The sequence below is a fragment of the Segetibacter sp. 3557_3 genome (assembly GCF_004354985.1).
Classification (GTDB): Bacteria; Bacteroidota; Bacteroidia; order Chitinophagales; family Chitinophagaceae; genus Segetibacter.
Window position 1 is genome coordinate 65429 of record NZ_SMSK01000009.1, and the last position, 13359, is coordinate 78787.

The following is a 13359-nucleotide window of genomic DNA, read 5'->3' on the forward strand; positions in this document are numbered from 1 at the left end:
CTACAAAGTCTATTTTACACCTTAGGTGGATCAATCATACCGTCTACTTTTACCAAACGTTCCCAAGTGAAAGCGAGCAAAGCCGATTGCCTATTTCAGGGAATCTCCCTGCACCGGAGCCAACTACGTTCATTATTTAAATCGTCCAAAATGCTTATGCCTGACTTTACCACTTTCTTTACTGTTGAACAGTCGCCACTGGAAGTTTTTAATGCGATCACCGATGTCCGTGCCTGGTGGTCAGAAGATATTGAGGGTAGTACGAAGAACGTAAACGACGAATTTACTTACTGGTACAAGGATGTTCATATTTGCAGGTTGAAATTGATTGCAGTAGTACCCGGAAAGCGGATCGCCTGGTTGGTGCTCGAAAACTATTTCAAGTTCACGAATGACCCCAGTGAATGGACCGGCAATAAATTGTTATTTGACATTACTGCCCTAGATAACAAAACCCAACTACAGTTTAAACAGCTTGGCCTGGTGCCGGAATATGAATGTTTCAAAACCTGCAGCACCGCATGGACCAACTATATCAACCATAGCCTCAAGCGCTTAATTACGACCGGTGAAGGCGCACCGAATAAACACGAAAGCAGCTTTAACGAAGCCTTATTGGAACACCATAAAATTCTGAAGTCATGACCAACCCGGACTACGAGGCCTACTTTACCATTGAAGCCAAACAAAAAGACGTATTCAAAACCATCAACAACGTTTCAAAGTGGTGGACCGAGAACATGAAGGGAAGTTCGCAAAATCTACATGATGAGTTTACGGTGCAGTTTGGCGATACTCATTACTCAAAACAAAGATTGGTCGAACTGGTGCCAGATCAGAAAATAGTTTGGCTGGTAATTGAAAGCAAACTCAATTTTCTTGAAGATAAAGAAGAGTGGAACAATACGACTATCAGTTTTGAACTGGCGCAACAGAACGACAAAACAGCATTAAAGTTTAAGCACATAGGCCTGAATTCTTCGGTTGAATGTTATGAAAAATGTGTGCAGGGCTGGGATCATTTTATAAATGGAAGTTTGTTTCAACTTTTAACCGAAGGGAAAGGCAACCCGGCAAAATAACCAGCACATACTTCAGAAAGGCAATCAATAAACAAGCGAGGAAAAACTGTTTTAACGGCCCTTCCCCGTTCGTAACGGCTTATTGCTTTGTTTCAATATTGATTAGTCCACCGTTCTTGAACAAATCGTGCGACACAAAATATCCTTCGTTCAATTTGCCATCAACCTTTATGGCAGTCAACTTGCGGCCTCGGCCCGGCTTCTTAATGGTGAGCCACTTGCCGGTGCTGGTTTTCCATCTTACCTCATCAAATAACGGAACGGTTACAAGGTATTCAGGATCGGTGGGCGAAAAAGTATATAACCCCAAAGCGCTCAGGACGTACCAGGCAGACATCTCCCCTGCATCGTCCATCCCGGCAAGCGTTAAGCCGTCTTTAATTCCATAGAGATTGTTTAAGATGTAGTCAATAATCCTTTGTGATTTTTCCGGCTTCCCAATAAACATATAGGCAAAAGGTGCCTCATGATCGGGTTGGTTGCCGTGGCAATATTGACCGATCATCGTTTCAACGTTTCGGGCAATATGGTTTGGATTCCAGGGAACTGTAAACAGCGAGTCCAGTTTGGATTCAAACCCCTCTGGACCGCCATATAAACCGATTAAGCCCGGCATATCGTGGGGAGCGAAAAAGGAAACCTGCCATGCATTTGCTTCGCGATACATGTATTCATAGTAAGGGTATTGGGGATCGAAGGGTGTTATCCAGTCGCCATTTTCAAGCCTGCCCCGCATGAACCTGGTGGCGGGGTCGAACATGTTTTTATAATGCTTCGACCTTGCCATAAAAATCCGGTAATTGGCAGTGTCGCCAAGCTTTTGTGCGAGCCTTGCAACCGAATAATCGTCGTAGGAATACTCCAGCGTTTTTGAAACCCCGGCTTTGGCTTTGGTCTCCACATGCGGATTAGCAACATGCGGTTCGGAGATATATCCTTTACTAATGTATTCTGCAACATAAGGACGTGCGGGGCGCGGCCCATCGCTAGCATTCGCATTACGAAGAAGTGCCTGGTAGGTACCTTTTATGTCGAAGTTATCTATACCCCGCAGGTAGGCACCGGCAATAGAAGAAGCGCCATGATCCCCATGAAAAAATGTTGGGATATAGCCTGTTTTATCGCCAACATCCTTCATCGATTTGATTACGTCAAGCGTTACCCGTGGCGTAACGAGGCCAAGGAGGACATCCTTATTGCGATAGGTATCCCATAATGAGGGTTCAGTATAATAATTAAAATCGCTGCGGGTAATATTCTTTTTTGCATCCCTGTATTCACCATTTACATCGCTTCGCAATGCCGGCCATAAAAATGACCGATACAAGCAAGAGTAGAACATCCGCCTTTGTTTGTCGGTTCCGCCCTTTACTTGTATGGTCGACAGCAAATTCTCCCAGGTCCTATTGGCATCCCTTCGTATTTCATCAAACGACCTGTTACCGATTTCCTGCTCCAGGTTTTGCTTTGCATTTTCTTCACTGACAAACGACAAACCTATCTTTAGTTCAACCGGCGCCTTGCTGTCATCTGTTAGGTGTACAATTGCGTAACCGCTTCGCTGCCCCTCATCGACCTTGCTCAGCTTATTAATCTTTGCATTCAACCTGGCATAGAAGTATACATTTTCACCGCCCTGGAAACCCTGGATGGCGCTGTCGTTAACCTGTTCAATCTTCCAGGTTGATACCCGGCTGTTTGCCTTACCAAGGTCAAACAGCATTTGTCTACCCTTGTTATTGTCGAACACGTACCTGTGATAACCGCATCTTAAAGTAGACGTCAGACTCACATCGACCTTATAGTCGTGAAGGTATACCCCGTAGTAGCCCGGTGAAGAACGCTCCTGCTGGTGTGTGAACCTTGAGCCGAACTTTGTACCAGGGTTTGACATCGGCAGGACTGGTATATTACAGAGGTTCCAGTGACCCTTGTTGGTATGGGTAAAGCCCAAAATAACGGAGTCCTCGTATTCATAGCCCGCGCCTGAACCATACTCCGTCATCGGACTCAGCTGTACCATGGCATTTGGTAAAGAACTGCCGGGAAAAGTGAGCCCGGCCCAGGATCGCCAACCTTTTGGCAGGTTGTAACCAAGAATTGCAGAGTCGGTGAGTGGTGTAGTGCCCACAAAAGTATTTACGTATCGGGTGTATGTTGTCATTGGCTGGCCAGTACCGGTTATAATGGAGCCACAGAAAAGACACCAATAAATAATACGGCGTGCGAAAGCTTTTGTTTTCGATATCATGTCAGTGCGGATTAGCAGATCGTTGGACAATTAAATATACATGCAAAGACCTGATTAATTATGGGAATGCCGATACTGTGTGCAGTATTACTATGGGCTTAAAGTCCGCGAAAACCGGGATTTTGGATTACTCTATACCATCAGGATCCGAACCATACAAAACAATTGATTGCATATACAGGTAGCAACAAACTTGAAAATTTCCCACTGAACCCGGAGGCGAGGACTTAGGAGACTTAAACCTGCAGAATGCGGTAAAAATTAATATTGCCTAATCAATGCCGTTTACTTAAGCAAATTTTTATGGACCCGGCCACAGGAATTCTATAGGACATCGTTGCGTCGCACTCTTGTACCATTGGAAGTAGCTGGGCAAACAAATTACATAATCGGCTTAACTAAACGACATTGGTTGCCGAATAAGTGTTTATCGAAATTTTTATCTGCGGCTAAGTTTTGGGTGGTTGTTTACTACACGGCTGCTTTATTTTCGCTCGATAGTGTTGTTGACGCTGAAGTGAGTGACACAACCGGAGCCCAACGGTGTTCCTGAAGCTGGTGCCAAAAAAACAATTCATTGCTAAGCAGTTCTGCCAACTAATTAACTGATCGATGCAAGCTGACCTGTAGAAAGAAAATCGCGGATTTGCCGTTTCGCCTTAGCGGTCGCATAAGGGATAAGCAAGTTGCCGGCCAGTCGTAAATAGTGCCTAATCTGCTCCTGGCTGCTTAGGTGTGCAAAGGAAATTGCTGCTTCTGAAATCCAAAACCTACTGACGAGGGCAAGAGTGGAAACCAAAAAGTCCTGTTCTTCATCATTTTTTAAATCAAGGTATCCTGAAGCAGCCAGCTTCCCGATGTTGGCACTAATGGTAGCATTCCTGTTTCGCTGGGTCGTTTTGTATGCGGCCGCTACCAGTTTGTTTTGTTCCATTACATGAACAAAGCTCAATAACAGGCACCTGAACTTAACCTGGTTTAAATAAACACGGTTCAGCATTTCGAGGAAACCGGTCATGGTGATGTTTTCGTCGACAAAGATGATTTCAGCATTGGCCTTACTGAGTTGTTGCGACAACTCGAAAACGAGGTCATCTTTGGTTGCAAAATAGTAGGTAATGTTACCCACCCTGATACCCAAAACGGCAGCAAGTTCTCGCAATCCGACATATTCAATCCCCCGTTCATTGAACATTTCTAACGCTTTATCCAGTATTTTACCCCGTGTATTCGTCATGAGTTAGGACATTGTCCAAATGTAAAATAGTTTTACGAAAAAGAAATACATCATGAACTACATATTTCCGCACACCATTGAAAATTGCGTTGGTGAAAAGATCATTTTCGAAAGGATCGTACAAACACCGGAGGGCGACCGTGTAGAGGTAAAAGCCTTCTGCCAGCCGGGCTGTGGCCCCATTATGCATACCCACCTGAAACAAGACGAAGGTTTAACCGTAATATCCGGAAAGATGGGCTACCAGGTACTTGGTGAGGAGCCCAAATACGCAGGGCCGGGAGACTCAGTAGAATTCAAACGCGGGGTGGCACACCGGTTTTGGGCAGCCGGGGAAACACCACTTCATTGTAGCGGCTGGATGCAACCCGTAAATACTTCCGTATTTTTCCTTAGCTCCATTTACGCGGCTCAAAATAAATCCGGTTCTGGACGTCCGGAAACCTTTGATGCAGCTTACCTGATGACGCGCTACGCTTCGGAGTACGCCATGGTTGAGATGCCGCTATTTGTAAAGAAAGTTGTGGTACCCATTACCTACCAGTTGGGAAGGATGCTGGGTAAATACAAACACTTTGAAAACGCACCTGAACCAATCCATTGATTACACAACCCGCGAATAAGCGCGTTTTGCTGTGGGCCGCAATATAATGCCGCACCAGCAATTTGCATAAGCCTGGCACGTGCAACCCACGATTAAATACAATCATTCACCACAAAACTCATCATCATGAAAAAAGATATGCTTTACGCCATTTGTTGCCTTGCCTTCACCATCATTATTGGTGGTGCCGTATACGAACACCTAAACGTTGTACCAAGATGGACAGCCGGCCCACCTGCTTCTTTAAGTATGTTCCAGGGTAAGTATGGGTTAAATCCGGCATTGTTCTGGAAGATCATCCATCCCGTGAATCTCCTTCTATTTGCGCTTAATTTGGTTTTTCACTGGAGATCTGAACGTAGAAGAACCCTACTACTTGTCTTAAGCAGTTATATTGTTATCCTTATTATAACAGCGGTCTTTTTTGTACCTGAGCTGATCAGCATTACCACTGCTTCGTATGCGCAAATCACTAACGCTGAATTAACACGACGGGCTGCAACCTGGGAAACACTAAGCATCGTGCACCTGGTAATACTCATCGTTATGGCACTCGGCTTGTTTACCGGACTAACCAAAGCAAACAAGCCCGTTGTTACACCAGCTCATTGAGCGCTTAGCCCATTACTTCTTCACCTTTAGGATTTGCTAATCATTGCTGCCGTGGGGTTGTGATTGAGCAAAAATCTGTTGGTTAAGGCACAACCATCATCACCAAAACATAGTGCAGAAGCGGCCAGCTTCTGGACTATGTTTTGTTATAATTGCAACAGCTCAACTTACCTGGTTGCTTTAGGAACGCGGTCTTGTGAACACATAAGAAAACTTGAAATCAATAGCGGGGTATATTGTTCCAAAGATGCTGTTGATGTCCTGGGCATAGCCGGCCCCAAAGTGCGCATTTAGGATCCAGCGGCGACCCACGTAGCGTTGCATGCCCCAATGCACATTGAAGAGTGCCGCACTGCGCAGGTAATCGTTTGATGCGATACTTCCCGATGCAAACTTTAACCTGAGTCCGAGGTAATTGCCGGTATTGTTTTCAACCCTCTTGCCTTTCTGTATGCGCTTCATCCGGTTATAATACAACTTTGGTGTTACCATGGCATAAAATGCCGGTTGAAGAATGTTCCATTCATACCCAACACCATCTTCAGAAACGTCGTAACCACCGCCTGCACCCGCTGCGAGCTCAAGTGTTGTCCTTTTACCCATCCGGGCCTCGTATGCCAAACCAACACCCTGAAAGCCAATGTCGAGCTTTGCTAACGACCTTAGCGCGCTGTCTCCTGAAGCTTGTTGGGCAGAACAATTGAGGAAATAGCAAAACAAAAACGTAATAATCAATATTGGTTTCAAAGTGAATTGTTTTAATTGCTTTAGGCAAATGTTGGATGCGCCATGGTCATAAACCCGTACAAAAGGTCAGGATATTCTTCATGATTTAACGTGCCGCCTGATCTTACTTCCCAGCCGGTCAACCAACAAGTTGAATAGTGTTTTTGACGGTACGGAGTTGATGTACTTTACCGATCCGCTGGTATACATCTCCAGCATTTCTTTTATCACATAAACCTTCTCGTCCCATGGGGTGAAATGAAAAGTTTCAGCTACGCTGCGCTTTACCACAACAAAGGCGTTTTGCCTGTACCACCATTCAACCTCGGGCGAGTTCCAAAACTTTGGCCGGATCAAATCAACAAATACATAATTGTGCTGCAGGAACTTTTTGGCCCAATAGGTAGGGTATTGTTCATTGACATGATTTTCCCCGGTCTGGCCAGGGATGGCAGCCGAAAACAACATTACATCACTAAAGCTGCACAACGTATTTACGAGATTATCTGCATATGCCTCTTGCAGATGTTCAGCCACCTCCAAACAAATTGCCAAGTCAAATTTTCGGTCAAAACGTTTGTGGTCAATCGTATTCAGATCGGTCGCCACAAACTTATCGGCTGGAATGAGTAGTTGCCCGCTATCGGATACGTGGTGCCCATCGATCCCAAGCATATCGGTAATGCCGTTGTTTTCAAAAACTTTCAGCCATGTTCCTATCCCGCAGCCGATATCAACAACGCTGGTGGGGTGAAAGATCCCGGTAATATAAGGAACAATGATATCAGCTGCACTCGTATTGAATTCGGCGCCGTAATGGTGAATGGGCTTATTAGTTTTCATTTTCGGTTGTCCATTTGTTTTATCAGTGCCATAACTAAAGTAACCGGCCGGGTAAACCAGGCAAGTAAAACAGGTCATCAATTCGCTAAGACTTACCTTTTTACTTTAGGGGTTAAATATAAGGCTGAAGATAAGACATCCGCTATAATTGAAGTTGCTACGCAATACTATTGGAACATCGCACATTGTCCTGGCATGCCTGGAAAAATACAAGGGTTTGCTTCAGGATCAAAGGTTTCGTCTCCTCCGTTTTAACCATGAACATTGTAATGGCATCCCAAATCCCCATCACCTACATTAGGGCAATAGGTTATCGCGATAATGTGTTCTTTTGTAAGGCCCCGTTTCTTTGCCACAACAGGGATACTCACCTGATGTAAGTAAGCTAACCCCAATAAGAAATGTATGCACAACAACCACTTTAGCACAAGCCGCCGTGATTTTATTAAGACGAGCGCCGTTCTTGCGGCCGGTTCGTTGCTAACCAACCCGGCTTTCGCGGAGCAAGGAGCAGCGCCTTCGATGCCTGCCAGCCCCATCTGTGTTTTCTCTAAGCACCTACACTGGCTAAACATTGCGGATATGGCGACTGCGGTGGCGGAGATGGGTTACGACGGCATAGACTTAACGGTTCGCAAGGGCGGTCATATAGAACCCGGGCTTGCAGCAAAAGAACTGCCTGGGGCGGTTGCCACGATACGTAAAGCGGGATTGGAGGTGCCGATGATTGCTACAGATATCTTTGATGCTGCGGACCCGCTCACCACCTCAATTTTGAAAACGGCGGGTGCCTTGGGCATCCGGTTTTACCGGACGGGTTATCTCGACTTTGACCGGAACGATGGAGTAGCAGCAAGCCTGCCGCGCCATAGAAAAACCCTTACCGACCTGGCCGTCTTAAATCAGCGATACGGAATTCATGGTGCTTACCAAAATCACTCGGGCAATAAGTTAGGATCATCGGTCTGGGATTTATGGGAGGTCCTGAAGGATATTGACCCAAGATGGCTGGGTGTTCAATATGATATTAAACATGCGACGGGCGAAGGCGGTTATTCGTGGGTAAACGGATTAGACCTGGTTAAAAACCATGCTCGTTGCTTTGACCTCAAAGACTTTCATTGGGAGAAGAAGGATCGCTGGCAGCATAAACTTGTTCCGCTCGGAGAAGGCATGGTTGACTTCGAACAATTCTTTGACCTGGCCAAACGTTACCAGCTCAGCGGGCCGATGTCGATCCATTTTGAATATCCGCTTGGTGGAGCGGAGACCGGAAAAAAGCAACTGAGCATAGCGAAAGAAGACGTTTTCAGTGCCATGGAAAGAGACTTAAACACGTTGAAAAAGATGTTAAGCAATGTGTAGTCAACAAGCAGACGGACACTAAAGCAGCAGCCGTTAAAACAAAAAGAAGGACCTGTCTCTTCCACCAACCTTGCCCGGAGAAAATGTTCGCAGGTTATAAATAAAGCTTAGCAGAAAGTACCTGCGAAGGGTACTTGTCTGCGAATCTAAAATAGAGTTTTCGGTGGTATACCGGTAAACACTGATGTTCTGGTTCAGCAGGTCAAAAAACGAAATCTTCAACTGTCCCTTGTCTTCTTTAAGGAATAAATAGTTTACCCCTCCGTTCCAGCGCACGAAACTTTTTCTGATACCCGGACTTACCTGCGGGTTATAACTGTAATTGATGAGGGTTTCCCAGACAATATGTTTGGGCCACCTGATAATGATTTCGGACTCCGCGGAATGCGTAATCACTTCGATATTTTTGTAGTAATTTTTATTATCATAACTGGTTTTACTCATATTGAGCCCGTAGCGCTGGTTCAACTCGATGATATCTTTCCAGTTCAGACCCAGCATTAACGAGCTGCTATAGTTCACCGTTTCGGAGCCACTCCTGTTGCCATTAAACGACACTACTCCTTCGTTGTAGTTACCATAAATGCCGGGTCTTAGCGACAAGCGGAAGTTTGTATTGAACTTGTATTGCTTTGTATAATTTATGGAGCCGTTAAGACTATTGAGCCCGCTAACGTTTACCGGCTGTGAGATCTGTATGCCCGACTTATCAATGGTGTTCTCCCTTATGACGGCATTATCCGACCTGTTCCCGGTTATGTAAAAGGAATAGGAACTTCCATCGGGTTTGAATTTAAAGTAATTAAAAGAAAGGTTGCGTGCATACTGGGGCTTTAGTGCCGGATTACCACGGAACAGAAATTGCCGGTTTGTATTGTCGATCACCGGCTGGAGATCATAAGCTGAAGGAGCACGTATATTGGCCGCGTAACTCAACTGCATTCCCTTAAAGCTGATCGTAAGTGAAGGATATAAATAATTGAAACTCCGGTTAACCGGTGTTGTTTTTAGATAACTGTTGTCGTAGTCGAGGAAGAGCATGTTCATCGAGCCGGTGAGCATCAGGTCTTTCTTTCGCCAGGTGAGGCCCGCGTTGGTTGTATTCTGGATTAGGGTCCGTGCAATTTTGCTGTTCAAACTATCAATTAGATCTATGTATTTGCCGGCTCCATTTCGATTGAAAGGACTCAGTGCATTGCTTTCTTTCGTGTAGTTAACCGTATGACCAAACCGGAGACTGATAGCCTTCGTAATCGGCTCTGTAAACGCGGCATTTAGATACCCGTTAGTATTTGGGGTTTGCCGTTGCCGGAGCTGGCTCGACCGGATAGTTGTACCGTCCAGGTAGAAGACATTTACCAGGTCGAAATACTGATCGTTCAGGTTATCATTTACGGAAAGGTTGTTATTGATCATCAACATCCTTCCGCGCTTTTTGAAGGCCTTGTTCAAATACAACGAATGGGAATAATTGCCGGAGGTTTCTTTACTGTTTTGCGTATTTTCCTCGGAGTTAAGGTTGCCTTTGAAGTTATCCGAGATATCGGTAAAAGAATTTCGTTGCAGTCTATTTTTGGTCAGCGTCAATCCGGGGCGGAAAGTCAGGGTTGTTAAAGAGTCGATTTTCCAGATTAAGGTTCCGCCGACACGGTGATTTGCACTGAAGCTGTTGTTTACCCCGCTGCTCCTTACCACCTGGGTGGTATCCTGTAGAAAACGTTGGCGATTGGTGAGCGACTCGAAATCGCTGTTGACGTCACCATAAAAATATTGGAGGTTAAGCGTTAGTGTTTTTCTAAACTGGTGGTTTATGTTTATACCTCCACCTGTTGACCTTTGAATACCCTGGCCACCCCCACCGAACGAGGTGCCATTAATGGCGAACCCTCCCTGGCTGCTTACCGACATGGAACTGATCCCGCTCCTGTCGAAGCCGCCAATTTTTTGCAGGTCGTTGATGCCAAAACCGGCCTTATTCACATTATTGCTGTAGGCCAGAAAACTTACCTGAGTAGTATCCCGGAAAGCGTTTACGATTGCGCCGGTTTCGTAACGACTATCGGTGCCTCCACCCGCATAGGCTTTTCCAAACCAACCTTGTTTTATGGCACGCTTCAGTTTGATGTTTATGATCTGTCCAATGTCGGCAGGCGCGATATCGGGGTTACGTTCTATCTGTTCCTTATCATCCATCACCTGTACCTTATCGACAATGTTGGCAGGTAGATTCTTGGTGGCAATTTTTGCATCTCCGCCGAAAAACTCTTTCCCATCCACGAGCAACCTGTTTACCTGTTTACCTTTTACCATGATGTTGCCCTCCGGATCGATATCGATACCCGGAAGCTTCTTCAACAGGTCTTCTACCAGGGCGCTTGGAAGTGTTTTAAATGCACTTGCATTAAATTCAATGGTGTCTTTCCTGATACTTACCGGTGGTCGTTCGGCGGTAACGAAAACTTCATCCAACAACCTTGGATCATCAGCCAGGGTGATCGTGCCAAAATCAAGCTGGGCATTGTCTTTCGTTAACTCAAACTCTTTTCGATAAACTTTGTAGCCCGAAAAAGAAATCATGACCCGGCATAGCAGGTTCAGGGGTAAGGCCGGAACCTTGAATTCACCATTTTGATCACTCAGCCTGTATGTAAGTATGGAGGTGTCTTTTGCACGGAAGACCGTTACTGTTGCGAGCGATAAACCCTTCTTACTTGCCGAGTCCTGCAGCCTTCCTTTTATGGTACCAGAATTAGACTGGGCATGAACAATCGTTGAAATAGTTATGGTAAGTAGTACCAATAGTACCTTAGGAAAATTCATGTGGAATTTTTGTGGTGGCTTACAAGGAATGCGTGTTTTTAAATATAATAATTTTCTTAAAAAACCCCCGATTTGGGGATGAGCGGTAAAACGTCGGTGAATTATGTTCAATAAAGCAAAATGCAAGTTGATTACCGGCATCAACAGTATATTACAATTCAATGTCGTTTAGTTAAGCAATCTTTTGGACCAATCCCTGGGTTTTCCAGTGTAGTTCATTGCGCGTGCCCTCATTTATTGGCGGGTCGCACTCCCTTCCGAACGGCTACAGCCGGGCGGGGTTTTACGGTTTACCATTACCGGGCAAATTAGGCCGGCCAGGGGCTTAATTCAACTACATGTAATACGAATATTCATAGCCTGGAAGAATCAGGCAGGTTGCTGTAAGAGAAGCTCGTACAAAAACGGAAGCCATTGTATGGCGATTTGGATCGCAGGCGAGGATCAACTAAGATGAATTTTCTAACAAAAGGTCAAAGGATTAAATATCTATGGATATTCCAGAATATAAGAAGTTACGAGCAGCGATAGAACGTTTTGTAACACTCTCTTCGGAAGATTGGTTGCTGTTGGAAAAAGCTTTATCCATTCGAACAATAAAGAAAAACGGCTTGTTTGCAACAGAAGGAAAAAAAGCAACAGAAGTCGGCTTCTTGTTGGAAGGAAATATGCGGCACTACTACACTAAGGACGGAGAGGAAAAAACAACGTATTTCTATTTTGAAAATCACTTTGTGGCCGCTTACATCAGCTGCATCACACAACAACCTTCACAGCTTTCGATTGAAGCGTTAACCGATTGCACCATGCTGGTATTCCCATACCAAACCCTGGTGGAGCTTTATGCGATTAGTCATACCTGGGAAAGATTTGGCCGATTGCTAGCCGAGTACCTTGCGATCGGACTGGAAGAGCGGATGGTTGCACTGCTAATGCAGACTCCCGAAGAAAGATACCGGCAGTTACTGGAAGGTAATAAGCAGAAAATCATAGAGCGGATCCCGCAGCATCTGATTGCAAGCTACCTGGGCATAACACCGGTTAGTTTAAGCCGTATTCGCAACCGGACGATAAAATGATTTCTTATCTTTTGTTATCGTTTTTCGCGGATTGCTGAAACAACTTTGGGTTACAAATTAATTGTTATGAAAACGTTGATCAAAGTTGAGGAAATCGCACAATTTTGCGCTGCAATCCTGGGTTTATACTTGTTACCGTTCCGGTTCGAATGGTATATATGGCCGGTTTTATTTCTACTCCCGGATATAAGTATGCTGGGCTATTTATGGAACAGCAGGGTCGGGGCGGTATGTTATAATCTCTTCCATCACAAAGGAACTGCAATACTGTTGTTACTCGCTGGCTGGTTCTTAACGGAACCCACATTGGTGTTTGTTGGGGTACTGTTATATGGACATTCTGCTTTTGATCGCATGATGGGTTATGGGCTAAAATTGTCGGAAGGATTTAAGTACACCCACCTTGGAATAATTGGCAAAGAACATGATGCTGACAAACGGCAGGAAGCTGCTTTCGTGCATCCCTGATGGCCAGCTGGGAAGCAGGCTTCTTTCGTCATTGCAACGAAGGAGGCAATCCCTCTTTCGTCATTGCGACGAAGGAAGCAATCTCATTTCCGTCATTGCGACGAAGGAAGCAATCTCAATTATTTAAGTCCGCGATGCTACAACATGGGATTGCTTCGTTACACTCGCAACGACGGGCGTGAACATGGATTGCTTTCGTCATTACGACGAAGGAAGCAATCTCAATTATTTACGTTCGCGATGCTACAACAAGGGATTGCTTCGTTACACTC

At 45.2% G+C, this 13359-nt stretch carries 12 protein-coding genes; 7 read left to right on the forward strand and 5 right to left on the reverse strand.

Annotation, left to right across the window (positions count from 1 at the left end; genetic code table 11):
• Window positions 1–150 precede the first annotated feature (150 nt).
• Both EXU57_RS14525 and EXU57_RS14530 read left to right on the forward strand, forming a co-directional pair.
• Window positions 151–645, forward strand: coding sequence for an SRPBCC domain-containing protein (locus EXU57_RS14525; protein WP_133268951.1), 495 nt, complete (start codon window positions 151–153; stop codon window positions 643–645).
• Complete coding sequence (locus EXU57_RS14530) at window positions 642–1082, forward strand: SRPBCC domain-containing protein (RefSeq protein ID WP_133268952.1); 441 nt, start codon at window positions 642–644, stop codon at window positions 1080–1082. The genes EXU57_RS14525 and EXU57_RS14530 overlap by 4 nt, the downstream gene beginning before the upstream one ends.
• 79 nt (window positions 1083–1161) lie before the next feature.
• Here EXU57_RS14530 and EXU57_RS14535 read toward each other — a convergent pair whose 3' ends face one another.
• Together EXU57_RS14535 and EXU57_RS14540 are read right to left on the reverse strand one after the other, a co-directional pair.
• Window positions 1162–3333: a GH92 family glycosyl hydrolase gene (locus EXU57_RS14535; protein WP_133268953.1), complete on the reverse strand. Its 2172-nt coding sequence runs from the start codon at window positions 3331–3333 to the stop codon at window positions 1162–1164.
• Window positions 3334–3934: 601 nt separating this feature from the next.
• Entirely contained in the window at window positions 3935–4570 is a 636-nt protein-coding gene (locus EXU57_RS14540) for a TetR/AcrR family transcriptional regulator (protein ID WP_133268954.1), read from the reverse strand.
• A gap of 52 nt (window positions 4571–4622) precedes the next feature.
• Between EXU57_RS14540 and EXU57_RS14545 the strand changes: the two genes are divergently transcribed.
• Together EXU57_RS14545 and EXU57_RS14550 are read left to right on the forward strand one after the other, a co-directional pair.
• A complete protein-coding gene (locus tag EXU57_RS14545) occupies window positions 4623–5174 on the forward strand; it encodes a cupin domain-containing protein (protein WP_133268955.1) in 552 nt (183 codons plus the stop codon).
• Between the two features lie 126 nt (window positions 5175–5300).
• On the forward strand, window positions 5301–5786 hold the full coding sequence (locus EXU57_RS14550; RefSeq protein ID WP_133268956.1) for a hypothetical protein: 486 nt from the start codon (window positions 5301–5303) through the stop codon (window positions 5784–5786).
• Between the two features lie 180 nt (window positions 5787–5966).
• On the opposite strand, the gene EXU57_RS14555 is transcribed toward EXU57_RS14550, so the two are convergent.
• Both EXU57_RS14555 and EXU57_RS14560 read right to left on the reverse strand, forming a co-directional pair.
• Window positions 5967–6533, reverse strand: a complete 567-nt coding sequence (locus EXU57_RS14555; RefSeq protein WP_133268957.1) for a hypothetical protein — start codon at window positions 6531–6533, stop codon at window positions 5967–5969.
• 78 nt (window positions 6534–6611) lie between these two features.
• A complete protein-coding gene (locus tag EXU57_RS14560) occupies window positions 6612–7355 on the reverse strand; it encodes a methyltransferase domain-containing protein (RefSeq protein WP_165958149.1) in 744 nt (247 codons plus the stop codon).
• 405 nt (window positions 7356–7760) lie between these two features.
• Between EXU57_RS14560 and EXU57_RS14565 the strand changes: the two genes are divergently transcribed.
• Entirely contained in the window at window positions 7761–8720 is a 960-nt protein-coding gene (locus EXU57_RS14565; RefSeq protein WP_133269067.1) for a TIM barrel protein, read from the forward strand.
• 33 nt (window positions 8721–8753) lie between these two features.
• On the opposite strand, the gene EXU57_RS14570 is transcribed toward EXU57_RS14565, so the two are convergent.
• A complete protein-coding gene (locus tag EXU57_RS14570; RefSeq protein WP_165958150.1) occupies window positions 8754–11540 on the reverse strand; it encodes an outer membrane beta-barrel protein in 2787 nt (928 codons plus the stop codon).
• 491 nt (window positions 11541–12031) lie between these two features.
• On the opposite strand from EXU57_RS14570, the gene EXU57_RS14575 reads away from it, so the two are divergent.
• Together EXU57_RS14575 and EXU57_RS14580 are read left to right on the forward strand one after the other, a co-directional pair.
• Window positions 12032–12619: a Crp/Fnr family transcriptional regulator gene (locus tag EXU57_RS14575; protein WP_133268960.1), complete on the forward strand. Its 588-nt coding sequence runs from the start codon at window positions 12032–12034 to the stop codon at window positions 12617–12619.
• 66 nt (window positions 12620–12685) lie between these two features.
• On the forward strand, window positions 12686–13087 hold the full coding sequence (locus EXU57_RS14580) for a DUF4260 domain-containing protein (RefSeq protein WP_133268961.1): 402 nt from the start codon (window positions 12686–12688) through the stop codon (window positions 13085–13087).
• Window positions 13088–13359: the final 272 nt, after the last annotated feature.

Bases quoted from the DNA above. Each gene is read 5' to 3' on its own strand.
- EXU57_RS14525 (WP_133268951.1), top strand. From the start codon at position 151: ATGCTTATGCCTGACTTTACCACTTTCTTTACTGTTGAACAGTCGCCA.
- EXU57_RS14530 (WP_133268952.1), top strand. From the start codon at position 642: ATGACCAACCCGGACTACGAGGCCTACTTTACCATTGAAGCCAAACAA.
- EXU57_RS14535 (WP_133268953.1), bottom strand. From the start codon at position 3,333: ATGATATCGAAAACAAAAGCTTTCGCACGCCGTATTATTTATTGGTGT.
- EXU57_RS14540 (WP_133268954.1), bottom strand. From the start codon at position 4,570: ATGACGAATACACGGGGTAAAATACTGGATAAAGCGTTAGAAATGTTC.
- EXU57_RS14545 (WP_133268955.1), top strand. From the start codon at position 4,623: ATGAACTACATATTTCCGCACACCATTGAAAATTGCGTTGGTGAAAAG.
- EXU57_RS14550 (WP_133268956.1), top strand. From the start codon at position 5,301: ATGAAAAAAGATATGCTTTACGCCATTTGTTGCCTTGCCTTCACCATC.
- EXU57_RS14560 (WP_165958149.1), bottom strand. From the start codon at position 7,355: ATGAAAACTAATAAGCCCATTCACCATTACGGCGCCGAATTCAATACG.
- EXU57_RS14565 (WP_133269067.1), top strand. From the start codon at position 7,761: ATGCACAACAACCACTTTAGCACAAGCCGCCGTGATTTTATTAAGACG.
- EXU57_RS14570 (WP_165958150.1), bottom strand. From the start codon at position 11,540: ATGAATTTTCCTAAGGTACTATTGGTACTACTTACCATAACTATTTCA.
- EXU57_RS14575 (WP_133268960.1), top strand. From the start codon at position 12,032: ATGGATATTCCAGAATATAAGAAGTTACGAGCAGCGATAGAACGTTTT.
- EXU57_RS14580 (WP_133268961.1), top strand. From the start codon at position 12,686: ATGAAAACGTTGATCAAAGTTGAGGAAATCGCACAATTTTGCGCTGCA.